Source organism: Klebsiella sp. SWET4, from assembly GCF_024296565.1.
GTDB classification, from domain to species: Bacteria; Pseudomonadota; Gammaproteobacteria; order Enterobacterales; family Enterobacteriaceae; genus Klebsiella; species Klebsiella variicola.
The window spans coordinates 165,231-182,911 of the sequence record NZ_JANCOB010000001.1; the positions used below are offsets into that span (position 1 = coordinate 165,231).

Below are 17,681 nucleotides of genomic sequence, written 5' to 3' on the forward strand. Positions count from 1 at the left end.
TGGCTTGCGCTTGCGGCGAAATACTCTATTCTGTCAAAAAATACCTGAATCTGGCCAATCGCATGCCATCACCTTTTGCCAATACGCTGTACGATCCGGACGCCGCGTCCTGCCCGGCCGTCGCCTGTCATCTTGATTTTGTCGAGTATGAAGCGGAAGTGCCGGTGCATACCCATCGCAAAGGGCAGTTGATTATTGTGCTGTATGGTGCAGTGAGTTGTCGGGCGGAAAATAACCTGTGGATTGTGCCGCCTCGCTGCGCGGTATGGATCCCGGGCGGTATTCCGCACAGTGTGTCCGCCACCTGGAACGCGCGCCTCAATTATCTGTTTATTGAACCCGGCGCTGCCGCGCTGCCTGGCAGCTGCTGCACCCTGGCGCTCTCTCCCCTGATCCACGAGCTGGTGGAGCGACTCACTCGTGAGGGGGCGGATTATGTGGCGGATAGCCATGCCGGGAGACTCACCCGAGTGACCCTTGACGAACTGGCGACCATGCCGGCGCAGCGCCTGAATCTGCCCGTCTCAGCACATCCCAAAATTCGGGCGATGGCCGACCGGCTGGTCAGCCATCCTGACGATCGCAGCACCCTGTCGGTGTGGGCGAAGCGTCTGGCGCTGAGTGAGCGCTCGCTGGCCCGGGTGATGCTGCGGGAGACCGGCCTGACCTTCGGGCGCTGGCGCCAGCAGCTGCATTTGATTATTGCCCTGCAGGAGCTGGCCAGCGGCGTTTCGGTACAAAACGTGGCGGCTAAGCTGGGGTATGAATCGGTAAATGCCTTTATTACCATGTTCAAAAAAACGATGGGGACGACACCGGCGCACTATTTTGCCGAGCGTCAGACCGCGGCTCGTTAAGAAAACCTTGTCGGGCCGCGACGGCTGGCGTGGCACCCAACAAGGCGGCAGGGGGCGCTTACGCTTTCGGCGGCTTGATCTTAATAATAAATCGTTCGTTAACCCGGGTGATCCTCGCGCCAATGTCGCCAAACTCGGTGGCGATTTTAAAAAAATCGTCCGCGGCGACATCAAAATCGAGTTCAATTTTCGGGTGCTGTCCTGTCGCCAGTAATTCATAGAAATGGTCAAGGCTGCGGGCTTTTTCGCTGGGCATCTTATTTCTCCATGGTAAACCAATCAGCAGGGCGTTTATTGTTTAAAGCGTTTTTCCGGATTATTCAGCAGGATGACAGTGGCGCCTGATATAAGATGATGCAATGTCATTAAGGATACGGTGGGGCGATATTATTCCATGTTGTTAAACCTGTGGCCGCGCGTTTCCCCAGGATGCCATGAGGCGCGGGACAACCCTGCGGCGCGGGTTGATGATAGACATTTTATGATGACAAATTGATGACAGTAAAATGAACGTACAATAGCGCCGGGCTTTCTTTTGACTAAATAAATTTATTCGGTGGCTGTTAAGGCAGAACTTAACTACTTTATGGTGAGGGGCGTCATTCGGCGATGGCTAACAGTGAGGGAGCAACGATGCAATTACTTGATTTATTCGCAGGTTTATTGTGGTTAAGCAGCGTTATTTTCCTGCTGTATCTCCTTGATGTGGTCATCACCCGTTATCTGTATCGTAAATAACCGGGAAGGGGATGCGCGAGGACGCTCGGCATAGGGTACTGCGCCAGAGGATGTTATTATGACGCCGGACTGATTCAGAAAGGAATGCGCGGTGGCCGGGAGAATTGATTACGATATTGAAAAATACCAGTTTACCGAAGCCGGTGAGTCGCCACGGCTCAGAGCGCAGTGGCGTGAGGTCTATCTGGAGTGTCGTCAGCAGCAGGCCGGGGCTGAGGAGCGTCTGCGCATTGCGCTATTGAATGTCGACTATGTCACCAGCTTCGAATTGCCTTTTCGCCTGCTGCTGGTGCGCGCGCCGCAGCTGATCGCCGACGTGCGCGATCAGCTGCAGCTCAATCGTAAAGCCGCCGTTTTCAACGGCAAACGTTACGGTTGTGTCTACAGTCTGAAGCAGGATTTACAGCCGATTCCGGAGTCCTTCCATTACCACCTGTCAAACCGTATCCGTCGCGTCGATCCGCAGGGACCGACGGCAGCCCCGTACCAGCAGATTGCCCGCGAGATAAAGCCGGCCCGGGAGCGGCTTCGCCATGCGTTACTTGCCGGCTTGCCGGTTACCGCGCTTGATGCGCTGTTCTGGTTCGGCAGTCAGCGGGTGGCGGCGGACATTGCGCAATTGCGCCGGTCCGGCATGGGAATTGTCACGGAAGAGGTGGAAGCCAGCGATAATCTGTTCAACACCACCCGGCGAGTACCGGTTTATCGTCTGACCAGTAAATGATGCGGCGAGCCTTCGCCCAGTCGTTGCTTCGGCAGGCAGCTCACCATTGCCCCGTCAAACCAAACGCACTGCATGCTGCCGGTGTGCCGCGGCGCAGGGCCCAGCCATGCGCTGGCGATGAGCATGAATAGCATCAGCCCCAGCGGAATCACGTTTATTTTTTTCACTGCCTGTCATCCACTTCACTCTTCTTCGCTGCAGGATAGCGGGAAAGTATGACGTTTTGTCGACTGAGTCACACTTTTTTGTTGAGGACTCATGGCATGCCAGGCGAAGCGGCGCCTCAGGACGCAGCGTTATTCATATTCGGCATAATGATATGACTAAAACTGGCGGCTTGTATTTTTCATTTTTATTACCCCTCTCTTTTTTTACCTGGCAGCACAAAGCTTGAGACGACCGGGCTTTACGCAGAATACTCTGGTAACTGGCTGGTTTGAAACAATATTTTAATTGACTTTTCAGAGGGAGTTACAGCAGTGGCTAATTTATATTAATTCAATTTACCGATCAATAAATTATATCTTGATAGCTTTTAACTATCGAATGATTATTATCGATCACTTTAAACTATTTTTGTTGGCGGAAAATATATGACATGCTTTAACCCTTTCTTATTTTTGGTATTTTTTAAATGGTTGAAGAAAACGTGAAAAATACCTCTTATCGCTTCGTTCTGGAGCCCGCTATTAGCGATGACGGCAGCTACCACTCGTGGGAGTTGCTTACTAAAGATATTATAGCACCCGCACAAAATACCACCTCTGCGTCGACGTTTTCTTTCTCCACGCTTACCGAACGCGATAAGCTTGCTCTATTTATTCGGCAAATCGAGTTACTTTCTGTATTTGATTTCGCCCGGGTCGATAATAAACCGATATCGCTGAATATTGATGATTTATTAAGCCACTTTATTCTGACGGATCGCTATCTCTGTGATTTCCTGCGCTCCTGTAAACACATTGCTCTGGAAATAAATGAGAACTTTCACGAGTTTATCGCCGGACGTGAGCTGACGGCGCTGAGCACGCTGGCGGCGCTTTGCCCGGTCTGGCTGGATGATTTTGGCCGCGGACGGACGTCCTTCCCGCTGCTGGAGCGCTTCCGCTTCGATTGCGTCAAAGTGGATAAAGATTACTTCTGGGATAAAGAAAACGACCCCGCTTTTCCCGGGCTGTTGCAATCTATTCATACCCTGACCAGCCATGTGATCGTTGAGGGGATTGAAACCGAAAAGCAAAAACAGTTAATCAGCGCCGCCGGGGATATCATTGGACAGGGCCGTTACTGGAAGGATGAATATATCTTTCTGTGCTGCTGACCCGGGATCTGATTTCTGTTTCTTACCACCCTTTTTTTATCCAGTTTTAAATTAACCCTTTGTTACAGATAGTCTTTATTAGCACAGTGATAATCGCCTCTCATTTTCTTTTTTGAAGGATCATTCACTGTGAATACTCGCTTGCGTAACACCCTGCTCGCCATTGCGTTGACTACCTGCTTTACGGCAGCCAGCCAGGCGTCGACCTCCGCCGATATACCGTCTGTCTCGCAGGATCCGGTCGTCCAGCACCTGAAGCTGAGTGAAGAGCAGGTCGCCAAAATCCAGGCGCTGCGTCAGGGATTCGAAAACAATGTAAGCCAGATTAAAATCAGCGGCTATCAGGATGGTGCCCTGGCAGACGTTATCCACTCCGGGAAATGGGATGACGCTAAGGTCAAACAGCAGCTGGCCGCCTTTGGCCAACTGGACCAGCAGGTGCGGTATTATCGTGTGAAATACTACTTCGACGTGAGCCAGGTGTTGACCCCCGAGCAGCGTGAGCAGGTGAAAAAAGACCTCTCCGCCGCGATCAACTAACCCTGCGTCAGCCACCCGCTGCAGGTGATGCTGGCCCGGAAGATGCCGCCGTGCTCCGGCGGCTACCACCTGATTTTACTGACCGTGGTTTTTTTCCAGCCGGGCAAAATACTCTGGCGCAAACGGACGCGGATCGACATCGGCAAACGGTGCGCGCTCGAAGTGTGATTTCAGCGCCCACGGCACCGTGCAATCGAAGATTGTCTTGCAACTGATACCCTCTCCGCGGATCGACGGGCTGTATGCCGGGGTCTGGGAAGGATCCAGCTGGTGACCACGGATGCCGGGGATTGTCGTGATGCTGACATCCCCCTGCATACGGGTGGTCATCGCCCACAGGATATCGTCGCTGTCAAAGATATCCACATCTTCATCGACCAGAATGATATTTTTCAGCTCGGAATAGGTCGCCAGCGCCAGCAACGCGGCCTGCCCCTGACGCCCTTCGTCGGCGGGCTGGCGTTTTTTCACCTGCAGGATCCCGAGGAATTTACCGCCGCCCGCGGTGTGGGCGTAGACATTTTGTAAAAAGCCCGGGATAGCAGCCTCGACAGCATTCCAGATACTGGCTTCCGTTGGCAGCCCGGCGAGGGTGGTATGCTCTTCGCCCGGCCCTACCAGCGTCTGCAGAATCGCATTGTTTCGCATGGTCACCGCTTTGACTTTAATGACCGGCAGCGACGGATTGGCGCCGCCGCAGTAACCAGGAAATTCCGGCATCGCATGGCCGCTGTTGGTGTGCTGATCTTCTCTGACGCGTACCCCCGGCAGCAGTTCCCCTTCGATAACGATCTCGGCGCGAGCGATGGCTTTCTCCGGGACGCTGACGCCCTGTACCAGCTCTACCGGACGCTGACGCAGCGCACCGGCGACGCCCAGTTCGTTATAGCCAAACGGTGTGGTTGGCGCTTCAAAGCAGGCGCCGATATAGATAGCCGGATCGAGTCCCATATTGATGGTTATCGGCAGCGGTTTGCCGGCGGCCTCGGCTTTCTGGCGAAACACTTCGATATGGCGGCCAGCGGCGAGAAACATCGACAGCTCATCCCGGCCCTGGACGCACAAGCGGTGGATGGTGACGTCGGTGAGCGAGGCGTCGTCGGGATCGCTGGCCAGCGCCAGGCCCAGGCAGAAGAAGGGACCGGCGTCGATCGGGGTGTTGGTGGGCGCCGGGAGCAGGGTGCGCAAATCAAAATCCGGATCGTCGGCCAGAAAGACCTGTTCCTGACAGGGGGCGCTGCTGGCCGGAACGACCACCGGCGCGACCGGTTTTTTCACCGCTTTGCCTACCTCCAGCGCCAGCTGTGAGGCTTCGCAGCCCAGCAGCAGTGCGGCCCGCTGGCGGCTGGCGTGCATGCCCACCAGAATGCGCGAGTGCGGATAGCCCTTAATATTGTTAAACATCATCGCCGGGCCGATGCGCGTGGGGCGCTTCACGGTGCCGCCCGCGCCGATGTGGCGATAGACGCCGGCCAGCTCAGCGTTAGGGTCAACCGGATGATCGGTTTCGAGGTACTGATTGTCATGCTGTTGCAGCAGCGCGATGGCGTCGCGCAGATCCTGAATCGGTGCGGTCATGATGTTCTCCTTAGCGTGTCGATGCGCACAGTATGCTTCGCAGGCTAATGGTTATCAATTGCATCATTCATGCGTTATTGATAACATTTTTATTATCAATTTACTCCGCGGAGTTCGGCCATGTCTTTTCGAGCGTTACGCCATTTTGTGGTCGTTGCTGAAGAATTACATATGCATCGGGCGGCGGAGCGGTTACATATCGCCCAGCCCGCCCTCAGCCAGCAGATTAAACAACTCGAGCAGCGCCTGGGCGTGGTGCTCTTCTCCCGCGCTAACCGGCGCCTGACCCTCACCGCCGCGGGCGAGGCCTTCTTGCAGAAGACGCGGCTGGCGCTGGAGATGGCCGATCAGGCGGTCCTGGACGCCCAGCGCACCGCGCGAGGCGAGCAGGGGCGATTGCATCTGGGCTATGTCTCCAGTGCGATGTATGACAGCAAACTGCCGGGGCTCCTGCGCGAGTTGCGCGCTGACTGGCCGGGGATTGAGCTGTCGCTGGTGCAGGGGGATGTGCAAATGCTCTACGAAGCGCTGCTGGATCTGCGTCTGGATATCGCCATCATCCGCGCGCCGCTGGCGTCACCGCCGGACGCGCTGGTGGTCAGGCCATTTGTGCGGGAAAAACTTTGCCTGGCGCTTTATCAACAGCATCCGCTGGCAGGCGTGGGGGCGCTCAATCTGGCCTCATTGCGCACTGACAACTGGATCTCGCTTGACGATCCGCAGGGCACCGGACTGGAGCAGGTATTTATTGACGCCTGTCGCGTCGCGGGTTTTACGCCGCAGGTGGTGCAGCGAATTAACGATGTCACCTCGATGATTAGCCTGGTCTCCGCCGGGGTAGGGGTGGCGCTGGTGCCGGTCTCGGCGCGGGCCTTACGCCTTGATAACGTGGTGTATATCGATCTTCAGGATCGGCTGGCGGAGAGTGAGCTGAGCATGGTTTACCACCGCCATTTCCGTTCGGCGGTGGTGCGGAAAGTTATCTCGCTGCTTAATGCCGCTGAGCAATAATCCCGCTTAGCGGGTCTTCAGGCGGCCAAAGCTGACAATCCTTGAACGGCCCAGCTCTTTCGCCCGGTACAGCGCGGCGTCCGCTGCGCGCAGCAGGCTGTCGCTTTGGGTGTGCTGCGGGTAGCTGGCGATGCCAATCGACACATCCACCTGGCCTATCTCCGTCAGGCCATCGCGCAGCGTCATATTGTGCACCTGGGTGTAGATCTCGCTGGCGCACTGGTGCGCCCCGGCTTCGTCAATGCCGGGGAGCAGCACTAAAAACTCCTCGCCGCCGTAGCGGAAAGCCATGCCGATATCGCGCACCGCGCGCTGCACAATGGTCGCGACGCTCTTAATCACCAGATCCCCGGCTTCATGGCCGTAGCGGTCATTGATGGCTTTGAAGTGATCGATGTCGATCATCAGGCAGCTCAGCGGGGTGTGGGTATGGACCGCCAGCGCCATCTGCGAGTGCAGCGCTTCATCAAGATGATGGCGGTTACGCAGGCCGGTCAGCGAATCGAACAACGCTTTTTCCAGCAGGGCGCTGCGTAAACGCTGATTGGCGAGCGCCAGCCCCAGCGCTTCGGCCATCAGCTCCAGGTAAGCCCGGGAAGGGGCGTCACTGGCGGTGACGTTCTGAAAGCTCAGCAGACCGATCGCTTCGCCCTGGGCGATGAGCGGTACGCAGAGCGACTGGCCGGCGTGCGCCTCCGGCAGATGATAGCAGGTGATATCGGGCTCACCCTGCACCGGCGGATGGCTGAGTCCCCGCCGTATCGCCCAGCAGTCGTCGGGAGCAAAGGACGTCGTCTCCCCGGCGGGCGACAGCCACTGCGCCACGCAGCGCATCTGCCATGGATCGGTATCCAGAATATACAGTTTACCGGGGATCGTCGGGGCGATGTTCGGCGCGAACAGCTCCGCCACCTTAATCACATCCTCTATGGTTTCACAGCCCTGCAGACGCTGGGTCATACGCGCCAGCAGTTCACGGATCGCCCAGTCGGCGTCGCGCTGCTGCTCCAGCTGCTGGCGGGCCAGGCCGTTCTCGCGAAAAATGCGGATCGCCTGGGCCATATCGCCAATCTCATCCACCTGGGTGAAGTGCGGCGTCTCCACCGCATAGTCCTGGGAGGCGAGACGCTGCACCACGTCGCTCAGACGGACCACCGGGTACAGCACCCGGCGTTTGAGAATGAAGCCGAGGACAAACAAAAACATCAGGGCGGTCAGGCCGACCATGATTTCCGACAGCGTACGCCAGATCCGCGAGCGCTCGGTGGCCTGGTCGATAGCGATGGCGGCGCGATGCTCAAGCATCTGACGGAAGCGATCGATCTGCGTCTGCATGCGCTCCAGTTCGGTCTCATACGCTTTGCCGTACAGCACCGCGATGGCCGCTGGCGCATCGCCGCGGGCGACATGCGTCAGGGCCGCCTGCTGTTCATCCTGAAGCTCATCGGCGATCCGCAGACCATCCTGGAGTAGCGCCAGCTCCTCGCGGCTGGCGCCGTTATCTTTCAGTCCGGCCAGCCGCTGCTCAATGCTTTTGTCGGTCTGCTGCAGTTGCTGATACTGCGTAAGCGTCTCCGGCGAAGGCTTAACCACGTACAGCCGGGCGAGGTCAGACAGCGCCCAGGCGTCGTTTTCCACCTCGTCGGAGAGGGTATCAAAGACCTGGCGCTGTTGTACCGCCTGGCGTTCGACGCGGTCGGCGCTGGAGGCCATAAGCATGGCGCTGCCGGATGCCAGCGTCAGGCCGACGGTGATCCCGTAAGCCCAGTTGGTGATGGTGGCGATTCTCACCCTGTATTTCCTTGCATGCAGATGAAGCTGTTTTAATTATAGAACTCGCCCCCCGCCATGACGGCGGCCTGCCTCAGGGGCGGTGCTTGCTGCGGGGGTGTTCGAGGGTCTGAAGAATGATGGCGTGCAGCGTTTCCGCATGGTGGCGCAAAACGAGAAAGACATCGCTATCCAGAGCGCCATTTATAACATCCGCTTCCATAATCTGTAAGGCCTCTTGCCAGGCCATTCCTTTACGATAAGGGCGATCTTCGGTCAGCGCGGTGAAAATATCGGCGATAGAGATAATACGGTCGGCGAGGGTCAGATGATCTTTTTCGAGATGCAGAGGGTAGCCGCTGCCGTCCAGTTTTTCATGGTGATTCGACGCCCAGTTAATGATGTCGCCGAGCTCGCTGTAGTCGCTGAGGATCTCGCCCGTCATATAGCTGTGCTCGCGCACCTGGCCCAGTTCGTCATCATCCAGTTCGCCCTCTTTTTCGAGGATGGAAAGCGGGATAGAGATCTTGCCGATATCGTGCAGATAGCCGGCAATCTGAATTTGCTGGCAGATGGGCTCCGGTAGTTGAATCCAGCGGGCAAGCTGGCGGGCGATTTCCCCCACCATGATGCTATGGGTGGCGGTAAAGCTGCTGTAGGTGTCGACAATTTTGGCAATCAGCAGGCAGATATCTTTCAGACCATGAATATCCAGATACAGCGTGTTGATGGGACCAATAATTTCCAGCAGCCGTTGAATATGGCCGGGATGAAGGTGCTGCCAGAAGTTCGCATTTTCAGCGACCTCGCACAGCATATCGCACAGCGGCGGATCGATCTCCCGGTGCAGGGAGACGAACTGTTCCACCACCGCCCGTGTGGGCCAGCCGGCCACGTGACTCCCGGCAGGCAGCAGCCGTTCAAAGGCATCGGCGAAATAGACAATATGCTGTTCGCGGCTACCCCGGTGGTCCGGGCTAAAATGGTGATCGCGAATGAAGGGGACAATGGGCAGAAAGGTCACTAACCCTTCCAGCATCGCCGCCCCCTGGCGCTGATGCGGATCGTGGATGTTATCGATGGCATCCAGCGAATGAATGGTGCGTTTATCTCCCAGCACGCCGATATCGTGCAGCAGCGCGGCGCAAAAAATGGTCTGCTGCCGCTCGGCAGGCAGCCCCAGCCTTTGCGCCAGCGTCAGGGCGATTAAGGCCGTTCGTTGCATATGCCGGTGCAGTTCAGGGTTAATGATCTGAATGACTCTGGTCGTCAGCATTAGCGCTGATTTCAGGGCAATACGCATTTCTGTTCTCCGTACGCGTTACCTGGCGGGCAAAAATGACCTCGCGGGTGACGGAAGTGTCGATAATCTGATCGCAATGCGTGTTGTGTAGTTGGCTGCTGAACAGGTTAATACCCAGAATGTATCAGGTTCATAGCGCTGCCCGATTCAGAGCCTGCCGTGCACCAGATTTGGGCGATGTTGATGCGAGAACCTTATTATTGTCTGATAGTTAACCATTTCCCCCCCAAAAAATAAATAAATTCTGGCAAGCCCTTTGCATTAAGCAAGCGTTAGTTTGATTAATGTCTATGAAGGGAGTGACCTGTATGAATTTTAGAGCATTACTTACCATTGCGTTACTGACGATGAGCAGTCTGGCATTTAGCGAGACGCGTCTACCGCATATTGTCATTTTAGCCACCGGCGGGACAATTGCCGGTTCGGCGGCCAGCAATACCCAGACAACGGGTTATAAAGCCGGGGCGATTGGCGTGCAGACGCTGATTAACGCCGTGCCGGAAATGAGTAAAATCGCTCATGTCGAGGGCGAGCAGGTGGCGAATATCGGCAGTGAGAATATGACCAGCGACATTATCCTGGAACTCTCGAAGCGGGTGAATGCGTTATTGGCCCGGGATGATGTCGATGGCGTGGTGATCACCCACGGCACGGACACCCTCGATGAAACCCCTTATTTCCTCAATCTGACGGTCAAAAGCAACAAGCCGGTGGTCTTTACCGCGGCGATGCGTCCGGCGACGGCGATCAGCGCCGACGGGCCGATGAACCTGCTGGAAGCGGTCACAGTCGCCGCCGATCCTGATGCCCGGGGTCGCGGGGTGATGGTGGTGCTGAACGACCGCATCGGCGCGGCGCGCTTCGTCACCAAAACCAATGCCACTTCGCTGGATACCTTCCGGGCGCCGGAGGAGGGCTACCTTGGCGTCGTGGTGGGCGGAAAACCCCAGTTCGAGACGCGCGTGGATAAAATTCACACCCTGCGCTCGGTGTTCGATGTCCGCCAGCTGAAGACCCTGCCGAAGGTGGTGATCATTTATGGTTATCAGGACGACCCGGAGTATATGTACGACGCGGCGATCGCCCATCATGCCGACGGTATTATCTACGCCGGAACCGGGGCGGGGTCGGTGTCGGTACGTAGCGCTGCGGGCATCAAAAAAGCGCAGCAGGCGGGCATCGTGGTGGTTCGCGCCTCCCGTACCGGCAGCGGCGTCGTGCCGCCGGATGACAGCCAGCCTGGGCTGGTGTCCGACTCCCTCAACCCAGCGAAAGCGCGTATTCTGTTGATGACTGCGCTGACGCAAACGAAAGATCCACAGCTGATCCAGCAATATTTCCACACCTACTGATCCTCTGCGGCCAGGGCGTCGCTCACGCCTTCGCTGCGGTTTGCCCCACAGTGACCCGATGTCGGGTCACTGTCCGCGCTAAACGCCGCGCTTTATGCGTATAAGGCGTAAAGAAATATTTTTTTTACGGCGGGTGTGGGCGGTATTAAAGTGCAAACAACTGGCAAGACGCTTATTTTTAAAGCATCTTTAAATAAGTCTATTCTTAATTATTCCCTTAAGGCGATTTTAATATTCCTTATGCCGACGGATAAAAAATGTTTCACTCTGAAGCGGGAGTGCTTTAATTCTTTCGCGGTACAGACGACGATCTTGTGGACGCGGGCAGGCTGCGGGCCACGTGGCTGAGCGGGCTCAGTCCCCGGCAGACAAGGCGTTCTCGCGGCGGGTTTCGGTTATGCCTGTTAGTAACGCTGATGATTAGCGTGAAAATGATATGCACGATGAATATATTAAGAAGAGGATAAGATTTAAGTTTACATTTGGTAACATTTGTGCCGCAATTATGTTTTTTTGTCAGCAAGTTGTTTTTTACTTGCCGGAGGGAATTTCAGCGGATTAGTATTGTCGAACTTGCTGTACGTACCGCCTAATGATGATAAATGGATTCTGTTTTCCTTAAGCGTTACCACATAATTAATGTTTACAGGAAAAATCATGGCCTGCGTATTTAATAAACAACTTTTACACCCGCGCAACTGGCTGACCTGGTTTGGGCTCGGCATCCTCTGGTTAATCGTGCAACTGCCTTATCCGCTGCTGCATTTTATTGGCACCAGCGCGGGTCGCCTCTCCCGACGCTTTCTCAAACGCCGCGAACATATCGCCCGGCGCAATATTGAGCTCTGCTTCCCGGACATGTCGCCGGCGGCGCGCGAGACCCTGATCGATCAAAACTTTATGTCGCTGGGAATGGGGCTTATCGAAACCGGCATGGCCTGGTTCTGGAGCGACGAGCGGGTCAAAAAATGGTTTGATGTCGAAGGATTTGCCAACCTTAATCATGCGCTTAGCGGCGGCAAAGGGGTGATGGTGGTCGGTGTGCACTTTATGTCGCTGGAGCTGGGCGGGCGCGCGATGGGGTTGTGCCGTCCAATGATGGCCACTTATCGTCCGCACAACAGCCCGCTGATGGAGTGGGTGCAAACCCGTGGTCGCCTGCGTTCGAACAAAGCGATGATCGATCGCAACAACCTGACCGGTCTGGTGCATGCCTTAAAATCAGGTGAAGCGGTGTGGTTTGCTCCCGACCAGGATTACGGTCCTAAGGGCAGCGTGTTTGCGCCGTTTTTCTCCGTCCCACAGGCGGCGACCACCAACGGCACCTATGTTCTGTCTCGTTTATCGGGTGCGAAAATGCTGAGTATCAGTATGGTGCGCAAGCTGGATCGCCAGGGCTACAGCCTGCATATTAGCGAAGTAATGAATGATTATCCGGGTGAAGATAAGCAGATCGCTGCCGGCTATATCAACAAGGTGATCGAGCGCGAGATTTTGCGTGCCCCCGAGCAGTATCTGTGGGTGCACCGTCGTTTTAAAACCCGCCCGCTGGGTGAACCTTCCGTCTATTAACCTTCCCGCACAGGCTGCGCTTTCAAAATCCCGACAGTTGGGGTAACGTGAGCCGGATCATGTTTTAGTCGTGCGCGAAGGAGTGCAGAGTGTTCGCTGAGTTTGGTGTTCTGAATTATTTGACCTACCTGGTCGGGGCGGTGTTTATCATCCTCGTTCCTGGCCCTAATACGTTTTTTGTGCTGAAGACGGGCATTGCCCACGGCGTGAAGAAAGGCTATCTGGCAGCGGCGGGCGTCTTTATTGGCGACGCGGTGCTGATGTTTCTGGCCTTTGCCGGCGTGGCGACGCTGATTAAGACCACGCCGGTGCTGTTTAACGTCGTCCGCTACCTCGGGGCGATCTACCTGCTGTGGCTGGGGGGTAAAATGCTCTACGCGGTGCTGACCCAGCGCGATGGCCAGGCCGACGCCAGCGCGGAGCCGGCGAGCGCGATCCTCAAGCGCTCTCTGACCCTGAGTCTGACCAATCCGAAAGCGATTCTGTTCTATGTGTCGTTTTTCGTGCAGTTTATCGATGTCAACGCCAAAGCGCCCGGCGTGGCGTTCTTTATTCTGGCGCTGACCCTCGAGGTGATTAGCTTCTGCTATATGAGCTTTTTGATCCTCTCCGGCTCGTTTGTCACCCGCTACGTTAAAACCCGCAAGAAGCTGGCCAAACTTGGCAACAGCCTGATTGGTCTGGTTTTCGTTGGGTTCGCCGCGCGCCTGGCTACCCTGCAGTCCTGATCCCCTCGGGCCGGTTACCCGCTGACCGGCCCGCCGTCTCTTATTCTGCCCTGTAACAAAAACCCTTCATTTTTTATTGCATTGGTGTTACATATACAGCCGTTTATCGCTCAGCAAAAAGGAAGCCCCGATGATTCTGCAAAAACTCCTCAGCAATAAAAACTGCAAAAAATACTGTCTGTCGCTCGCGGCGGTGTTTGCTATCGCGCTGGCGGTGGTGGGGCGGGCGACCTTCGGGGGCGTGGTGAGCGAGTACAATATGCCGTACTCAGAGTGGACGACGTCCATGTTCTTCCTGCAGGGGGCGATGGTGACGGTTTACAGCATTGTCTTTACCGCGCTCTTCGCTATCCCCCTCGGCTTTATTTTCCTCGGCGACGAGCGCCAGGATTAAGCGTCAACGGGCGAACCATGGTTCGCCCTGTCTTATCGGCCCATCAACAGCCTGAAGGATTAATCATCGTCATGATAGTGATGATGGTGGTGATGGCGATGGGCGTGGTACCCATCGTCAATAATGCATCCCGATAACAGCGTGCACAGCGCAATAATCAACGGTAACACGATCGGTTTTTTCATCCCTTACTTCTCCCGCTATTCTGCTTTCCCCGGGGCAGAGAATGCCGCGGTGGATAACGTGAGTGTAAAGGGTTAACTTGTTGATGGGATAGGATAACTCCGCAATATCGCCGCCGCGATCACCACCAGCCGAACTGGCTGCCGGCCACCGCCACGATGGCGACAACCAGCATAATAATGGTGCTTTTTTTCATTATGCCCCACCCGGCGCCGCATAGCCGCCGACAAAAAACCAACCGAGAAAGACGACGGCGATGATAAAGATCGCCACCGGGAAAAGAATACCCAATTTCATGATAGTGTCCCTGTACCCACGAATGATGCCCTGCATGATACTGGATATCGCGGTACTTTAGTCAATATGAATGAAATTCTCCTGACGGCGGGACTTCTTATCCTGGTACATCGCCTCATCGGCGGCGCGTAAGGCCGCTTCAACATCGATACTCTGCGGATCGCAGATGATCACCCCGAAGCTGGCGCCCTCATAGTCGATACGCTGTTCGCCGAGGAAGTAGACGCCGCACAGGGCCTGGCGCAGGGTCGTGACATACGCCTGCTGCGCGGCAGGTTGCTGGGCACTACCGACGATCAAAAACTCATCGCCGCCAAGGCGGCCAACGATATCCTCACGGCGCGCGACGGCGGTGAGTCGTTCGCCGACCTGTACCAGAAAGCTGTCGCCGCACGGATGACCGAACCGATCGTTAATGGCTTTGAAACCGTCGAGATCGATAAAAATCAGCGAGACCTGCTGCTGCTGGGCGCGGGCGGAGGCAAAGCGTAGCGCCAGCTGCTTAAACAGCGCACGGCGATTAGGAAGCTGGGTGAGCTCATCGGTCGACGAGTGCAGCTCCAGCGCGACGTTAGCCGCCTGCAGCTGTTGCACCAGGGTGTCTTTTTCCACGTAGTGGGAAATGAGCTTCGCGAACAGGCCCATCACCTGTTCACCTTCGAGATTATAAGGTTGCTTCTGTCGGCTGGTGGCGCAGAGGGTACCGAACAGAGAGCCGTCGGCCAGGCGGACGGGAATGCTTAAAAAGGTGGCGATCCCCAGCTCCTGGGCGGCGATGCAGGAGTGCCAGCGATGGGCCACGTCGTTGCTAAACGTGCACTGATCCTCAAGGGCGCGTTTGCACAGGGATTCATCCCAGGGGACGGAAAAACCTTCCGGGATCTGCATTTCGCTGCTGTTATGGGCGAACATTACCTGCTGCCGCTGGGCGTTGATATCGATGCGGGTAAGATAGGTGGACTCCATTCGGGTCACCGCCTCAAGCATCTCCAGCAGCTGGCGCACCAGGGTTTCCAGGGACTGTTCCGCAGCGAGGGTTTGCGACACCCGGGCAAGAATAAAATCTGACATGAATAATACAGCTCCAGCACGCCAAACGTCACCCCAGCATAATGGGCTGCAAACGGACATCAGCGTCGAATAAACAGTGATATTTTTAAATTTATCACATCTGTTTGGGGAATACTTGTCCACGCGGCAGGAAAAAAAGCCCCGTCGGGGGCGACGGGGAAAAACTCATTGATTATGGAATGATCTGTTCTCTGGTCAGTTCGAGAACAGGGGCTACTCTACGGGGGAAAAGTGCAGGCAAGATGGAGAAAACGTGGAGATTCAGGCTAAAATCCCCGGGCATTCAGGAAAGGGAGGAACGATGAAAAAGTTACTGGCTATTCTGCCACTGGTATTAGCCGGCTGTGCCCAGCCGCAGTCCACCGCGCCGACGAAAACCATCGGCATGGCCAATCCCGCGTCGGTGTACTGTCAGCAATCCGGCGGTACCCGGGTGCCGGTGCAAACGCCGCAGGGCGTTAGCACCCAGTGCAAACTACCCAGCGGCGAAACCCTCGACGAGTGGGCGCTGTGGCGCCGGGATCATCCGGCTAAATCGTAACCGGCAGGGCCGCCAGCCAGGCGGCCAGCACCCGGGCATGATTCTGCTCGGTGTTCTTCGCAGCGTACAGCAGCGTCAACGGCTGGCGCTGCGCCAGCGCCGCCAGCCGCAGGCCCGTTTCACGATGGGCGTCGAGCTCCTGGCGATAGCGCTGGCTGAAGTGGGCGAAATCGATCGCTTCGCCGTGAAAGGCTTTTCGCAGCTCCGTGGAAGGTGTTAACGCCTTACACCATTCATCACAGGCCAGCGCCTCTTTTTTAATCCCCCGCGGCCAGAGACGGTCGACCAGCACCCGGTAGCCGTCGCTGCTTTCCTGCGGGTCATACACCCGTTTACATTGAATCATCATCCTGCTCCCTCTGTGCCATCCAGGCGAGCAACTGCGGGATTTGCCCGTCGGAAAATACCGTGATGCCGTGAGCGCGCAGCAGATCGGCCGCGACCCCGGCGCCCGCTTTGCGTCGTCCGCGAAAGGAGCCGTCATAGACAAACTGGCTGCCGCAGGTAGGGCTGCCATCGGTGAGTAACGCTGCCTGACAGCCCGCTTCCCGGGCGGCGCTGAGCGCCAGCCAGGCGGCCAGCTGGTAATGTCCCGTGACGTCGCGGCCGTCGCTTTCCACGATCCGCGCCCGCCCGGCAAGGACATCTCCGCCTGCGCCGCCGACGATCTCCGCCGGCAGACGGGGCGTGGACAGACCGGCCGCCAGCTCCGGGCAGTGGATCACCAGCCGCCCCGTCTGCTGCCAGCGGGACAGCGTCGCCGCCAGCTGTGCCTTCTCGCTACCGTTATACCGCACCTGGAATCCCATCAGGCAGGCGCTGACCAAAAGCTTACTTTTCATCCTTTCTCCCTTTCACGCTTGCTCCAGTATATCTTACCCGCCGGCGGGGGCGGTGGGGCGAAAATAAGGATTGTGTTCCACTGGAGGGATCGCTATCCTGACGTGCCTTGTGCTGCTCGTCTCGTCCAGACATAAGGAACCTGCTATGAAAACCCCTTTACGCCTCGCCCTCGTCGGCGATTATCACCCCGATATTGTTGCCCATCAGGCCATTCCCCTGGCGATAGACGATGCTGCCGCCGTGCTGGAGCAGCCGGTGAAATATGACTGGCTCGCCACCCCGTCGATCGTCTCCGGCGAGGCGCTGGCCGAGTACGATGCCGTCTGGGTCGTTCCCGGTAGCCCGTATCGTCATCCGCAGGGGGCCTTTACTGCGATCCGCTATGCCCGCGAAAACGGCATCCCTTTCCTCGGCACCTGCGGCGGCTTTCAGCACGCGGTGATTGAATACGCCCGTAACGTGCTCGGCTGGCAGGATGCCGGTCATGCGGAAACTGACAGCGAAGGGCGGATGGTGATCGCTCCCCTTAGCTGTTCGCTGGTGGAGACCTCCGCCGTCGTCGAGCTGCGGGCGAATACGCTGATTGCCCGCGCCTATGGCCGGGAGAGCATTGAAGAGGGCTACCACTGCCGGTACGGGGTGGACAGCGCGTTTGCCGGAGAGCTGGAACAGGGCGATCTGCGCGTCACCGGCTGGGATGAAGAGGGTGAGATCCGCGCCGTCGAGCTGGTGACGCACCCGTTTTTTGTCGCCACGTTGTTCCAGCATGAACGCCACGCGCTGGATGGGCGTCCCTCGCCGCTGGTCCAGGCGCTGATTCGCGCCGCGGCACAATAAACCCACCGGCAGCGGGCGCTG

The 17,681-nt window shown here is 56.8% G+C and carries 22 protein-coding genes; 11 read left to right on the top strand and 11 right to left on the bottom strand.

What is annotated here, in order from left to right; all coding sequences use genetic code 11:
* The first annotated feature begins 62 nt into the window (after positions 1 to 62).
* Positions 63 to 857, top strand: a complete 795-nt coding sequence (locus tag NKJ21_RS00960) for a helix-turn-helix domain-containing protein (RefSeq protein WP_012542139.1) — start codon at positions 63 to 65, stop codon at positions 855 to 857.
* 58 nt (positions 858 to 915) lie between these two features.
* On the opposite strand, the gene NKJ21_RS00965 is transcribed toward NKJ21_RS00960, so the two are convergent.
* The gene (locus NKJ21_RS00965) at positions 916 to 1,113 is read right to left on the bottom strand and encodes a hypothetical protein (protein WP_004140506.1); all 198 of its coding nucleotides are present in this window, start codon (positions 1,111 to 1,113) and stop codon (positions 916 to 918) included.
* 573 nt (positions 1,114 to 1,686) lie between these two features.
* Between NKJ21_RS00965 and NKJ21_RS00970 the strand changes: the two genes are divergently transcribed.
* Complete coding sequence (locus tag NKJ21_RS00970; RefSeq protein ID WP_008807698.1) at positions 1,687 to 2,319, top strand: helix-turn-helix domain-containing protein; 633 nt, start codon at positions 1,687 to 1,689, stop codon at positions 2,317 to 2,319.
* On the opposite strand, the gene NKJ21_RS00975 is transcribed toward NKJ21_RS00970, so the two are convergent.
* Positions 2,298 to 2,486, bottom strand: coding sequence for a hypothetical protein (locus NKJ21_RS00975; protein ID WP_032691162.1), 189 nt, complete (start codon positions 2,484 to 2,486; stop codon positions 2,298 to 2,300). The two genes, NKJ21_RS00970 and NKJ21_RS00975, sit on opposite strands and share 22 nt — an antisense overlap.
* 467 nt (positions 2,487 to 2,953) lie before the next feature.
* Between NKJ21_RS00975 and NKJ21_RS00980 the strand changes: the two genes are divergently transcribed.
* Both NKJ21_RS00980 and NKJ21_RS00985 read left to right on the top strand, forming a co-directional pair.
* A complete protein-coding gene (locus tag NKJ21_RS00980) occupies positions 2,954 to 3,640 on the top strand; it encodes an EAL domain-containing protein (RefSeq protein WP_016160694.1) in 687 nt (228 codons plus the stop codon).
* A gap of 129 nt (positions 3,641 to 3,769) precedes the next feature.
* Positions 3,770 to 4,180 (top strand): Spy/CpxP family protein refolding chaperone, encoded by a 411-nt coding sequence (locus NKJ21_RS00985; RefSeq protein WP_012542134.1) that lies wholly within the window; start codon positions 3,770 to 3,772, stop codon positions 4,178 to 4,180.
* Positions 4,181 to 4,255: 75 nt separating this feature from the next.
* Here the strand turns inward: NKJ21_RS00985 and NKJ21_RS00990 are convergent, their stop codons facing one another.
* Entirely contained in the window at positions 4,256 to 5,758 is a 1,503-nt protein-coding gene (locus NKJ21_RS00990; protein WP_012542133.1) for a UbiD family decarboxylase, read from the bottom strand.
* A 120-nt stretch (positions 5,759 to 5,878) separates the two neighbouring features.
* On the opposite strand from NKJ21_RS00990, the gene NKJ21_RS00995 reads away from it, so the two are divergent.
* Positions 5,879 to 6,769: a LysR substrate-binding domain-containing protein gene (locus tag NKJ21_RS00995; RefSeq protein ID WP_012968530.1), complete on the top strand. Its 891-nt coding sequence runs from the start codon at positions 5,879 to 5,881 to the stop codon at positions 6,767 to 6,769.
* A 6-nt stretch (positions 6,770 to 6,775) separates the two neighbouring features.
* Here NKJ21_RS00995 and NKJ21_RS01000 read toward each other — a convergent pair whose 3' ends face one another.
* Positions 6,776 to 8,560 (bottom strand): sensor domain-containing diguanylate cyclase, encoded by a 1,785-nt coding sequence (locus NKJ21_RS01000; protein WP_012542132.1) that lies wholly within the window; start codon positions 8,558 to 8,560, stop codon positions 6,776 to 6,778.
* Between the two features lie 73 nt (positions 8,561 to 8,633).
* On the bottom strand, positions 8,634 to 9,842 hold the full coding sequence (locus tag NKJ21_RS01005) for an HD domain-containing phosphohydrolase (RefSeq protein WP_254732647.1): 1,209 nt from the start codon (positions 9,840 to 9,842) through the stop codon (positions 8,634 to 8,636).
* A 308-nt stretch (positions 9,843 to 10,150) separates the two neighbouring features.
* On the opposite strand from NKJ21_RS01005, the gene fraE reads away from it, so the two are divergent.
* The 4 genes from fraE to NKJ21_RS01025 all read left to right on the top strand — a co-directional run bounded on the left by fraE (position 10,151) and on the right by NKJ21_RS01025 (position 13,888).
* The gene (gene fraE, locus NKJ21_RS01010; RefSeq protein ID WP_012542131.1) at positions 10,151 to 11,194 is read left to right on the top strand and encodes a fructose-asparagine asparaginase; all 1,044 of its coding nucleotides are present in this window, start codon (positions 10,151 to 10,153) and stop codon (positions 11,192 to 11,194) included.
* A gap of 657 nt (positions 11,195 to 11,851) precedes the next feature.
* Entirely contained in the window at positions 11,852 to 12,766 is a 915-nt protein-coding gene (lpxP, locus tag NKJ21_RS01015) for a kdo(2)-lipid IV(A) palmitoleoyltransferase (protein ID WP_008807690.1), read from the top strand.
* Positions 12,767 to 12,855: 89 nt separating this feature from the next.
* Complete coding sequence (gene leuE / locus NKJ21_RS01020; RefSeq protein WP_004203730.1) at positions 12,856 to 13,494, top strand: leucine efflux protein LeuE; 639 nt, start codon at positions 12,856 to 12,858, stop codon at positions 13,492 to 13,494.
* A gap of 130 nt (positions 13,495 to 13,624) precedes the next feature.
* On the top strand, positions 13,625 to 13,888 hold the full coding sequence (locus NKJ21_RS01025; protein WP_004203731.1) for a DUF2534 family protein: 264 nt from the start codon (positions 13,625 to 13,627) through the stop codon (positions 13,886 to 13,888).
* Positions 13,889 to 13,947: 59 nt separating this feature from the next.
* Here the strand turns inward: NKJ21_RS01025 and NKJ21_RS01030 are convergent, their stop codons facing one another.
* The 4 genes from NKJ21_RS01030 to NKJ21_RS01040 all read right to left on the bottom strand — a co-directional run bounded on the left by NKJ21_RS01030 (position 13,948) and on the right by NKJ21_RS01040 (position 15,439).
* On the bottom strand, positions 13,948 to 14,073 hold the full coding sequence (locus NKJ21_RS01030; protein WP_012542130.1) for a hypothetical protein: 126 nt from the start codon (positions 14,071 to 14,073) through the stop codon (positions 13,948 to 13,950).
* A 119-nt stretch (positions 14,074 to 14,192) separates the two neighbouring features.
* Positions 14,193 to 14,267 carry a protein YoaJ gene (gene yoaJ, locus NKJ21_RS27800; protein WP_004892898.1) on the bottom strand — a complete coding sequence of 25 codons (75 nt, stop codon included), beginning with the start codon at positions 14,265 to 14,267 and terminating at the stop codon, positions 14,193 to 14,195.
* A complete protein-coding gene (locus NKJ21_RS01035) occupies positions 14,267 to 14,368 on the bottom strand; it encodes a YoaK family small membrane protein (RefSeq protein WP_004150782.1) in 102 nt (33 codons plus the stop codon). The genes yoaJ and NKJ21_RS01035 overlap by 1 nt, the downstream gene beginning before the upstream one ends.
* Positions 14,369 to 14,425: 57 nt before the next feature.
* On the bottom strand, positions 14,426 to 15,439 hold the full coding sequence (locus NKJ21_RS01040; RefSeq protein ID WP_023297404.1) for a sensor domain-containing diguanylate cyclase: 1,014 nt from the start codon (positions 15,437 to 15,439) through the stop codon (positions 14,426 to 14,428).
* A 301-nt stretch (positions 15,440 to 15,740) separates the two neighbouring features.
* On the opposite strand from NKJ21_RS01040, the gene NKJ21_RS01045 reads away from it, so the two are divergent.
* Complete coding sequence (locus NKJ21_RS01045; protein ID WP_008807687.1) at positions 15,741 to 15,980, top strand: DUF333 domain-containing protein; 240 nt, start codon at positions 15,741 to 15,743, stop codon at positions 15,978 to 15,980.
* Here NKJ21_RS01045 and NKJ21_RS01050 read toward each other — a convergent pair.
* Together NKJ21_RS01050 and NKJ21_RS01055 are read right to left on the bottom strand one after the other, a co-directional pair.
* Positions 15,970 to 16,308 carry a DUF488 domain-containing protein gene (locus tag NKJ21_RS01050; protein ID WP_254732796.1) on the bottom strand — a complete coding sequence of 113 codons (339 nt, stop codon included), beginning with the start codon at positions 16,306 to 16,308 and terminating at the stop codon, positions 15,970 to 15,972. The genes NKJ21_RS01045 and NKJ21_RS01050 overlap by 11 nt on opposite strands.
* 4 nt (positions 16,309 to 16,312) lie before the next feature.
* Positions 16,313 to 16,822 (bottom strand): DUF523 domain-containing protein, encoded by a 510-nt coding sequence (locus NKJ21_RS01055; RefSeq protein WP_012968516.1) that lies wholly within the window; start codon positions 16,820 to 16,822, stop codon positions 16,313 to 16,315.
* Positions 16,823 to 16,967: 145 nt separating this feature from the next.
* Between NKJ21_RS01055 and NKJ21_RS01060 the strand changes: the two genes are divergently transcribed.
* On the top strand, positions 16,968 to 17,660 hold the full coding sequence (locus NKJ21_RS01060) for a CTP synthase (protein WP_012968515.1): 693 nt from the start codon (positions 16,968 to 16,970) through the stop codon (positions 17,658 to 17,660).
* Positions 17,661 to 17,681: the final 21 nt, after the last annotated feature.

What these genes read in the sequence shown, in the direction of transcription:
- NKJ21_RS01055 (WP_012968516.1), bottom strand. Translation starts at nt 16,822, where the DNA reads ATGAAAAGTAAGCTTTTGGTCAGCGCCTGCCTGATGGGATTCCAGGTG.
- NKJ21_RS00990 (WP_012542133.1), bottom strand. Translation starts at nt 5,758, where the DNA reads ATGACCGCACCGATTCAGGATCTGCGCGACGCCATCGCGCTGCTGCAA.
- NKJ21_RS01060 (WP_012968515.1), top strand. Translation starts at nt 16,968, where the DNA reads ATGAAAACCCCTTTACGCCTCGCCCTCGTCGGCGATTATCACCCCGAT.
- NKJ21_RS00965 (WP_004140506.1), bottom strand. Translation starts at nt 1,113, where the DNA reads ATGCCCAGCGAAAAAGCCCGCAGCCTTGACCATTTCTATGAATTACTG.
- NKJ21_RS01030 (WP_012542130.1), bottom strand. Translation starts at nt 14,073, where the DNA reads ATGAAAAAACCGATCGTGTTACCGTTGATTATTGCGCTGTGCACGCTG.
- NKJ21_RS01005 (WP_254732647.1), bottom strand. Translation starts at nt 9,842, where the DNA reads ATGCGTATTGCCCTGAAATCAGCGCTAATGCTGACGACCAGAGTCATT.
- fraE (WP_012542131.1), top strand. Translation starts at nt 10,151, where the DNA reads ATGAATTTTAGAGCATTACTTACCATTGCGTTACTGACGATGAGCAGT.
- NKJ21_RS01025 (WP_004203731.1), top strand. Translation starts at nt 13,625, where the DNA reads ATGATTCTGCAAAAACTCCTCAGCAATAAAAACTGCAAAAAATACTGT.
- NKJ21_RS01045 (WP_008807687.1), top strand. Translation starts at nt 15,741, where the DNA reads ATGAAAAAGTTACTGGCTATTCTGCCACTGGTATTAGCCGGCTGTGCC.
- NKJ21_RS01040 (WP_023297404.1), bottom strand. Translation starts at nt 15,439, where the DNA reads ATGTCAGATTTTATTCTTGCCCGGGTGTCGCAAACCCTCGCTGCGGAA.
- NKJ21_RS00995 (WP_012968530.1), top strand. Translation starts at nt 5,879, where the DNA reads ATGTCTTTTCGAGCGTTACGCCATTTTGTGGTCGTTGCTGAAGAATTA.
- NKJ21_RS00980 (WP_016160694.1), top strand. Translation starts at nt 2,954, where the DNA reads ATGGTTGAAGAAAACGTGAAAAATACCTCTTATCGCTTCGTTCTGGAG.
- NKJ21_RS01035 (WP_004150782.1), bottom strand. Translation starts at nt 14,368, where the DNA reads ATGAAATTGGGTATTCTTTTCCCGGTGGCGATCTTTATCATCGCCGTC.
- lpxP (WP_008807690.1), top strand. Translation starts at nt 11,852, where the DNA reads ATGGCCTGCGTATTTAATAAACAACTTTTACACCCGCGCAACTGGCTG.
- NKJ21_RS00960 (WP_012542139.1), top strand. Translation starts at nt 63, where the DNA reads ATGCCATCACCTTTTGCCAATACGCTGTACGATCCGGACGCCGCGTCC.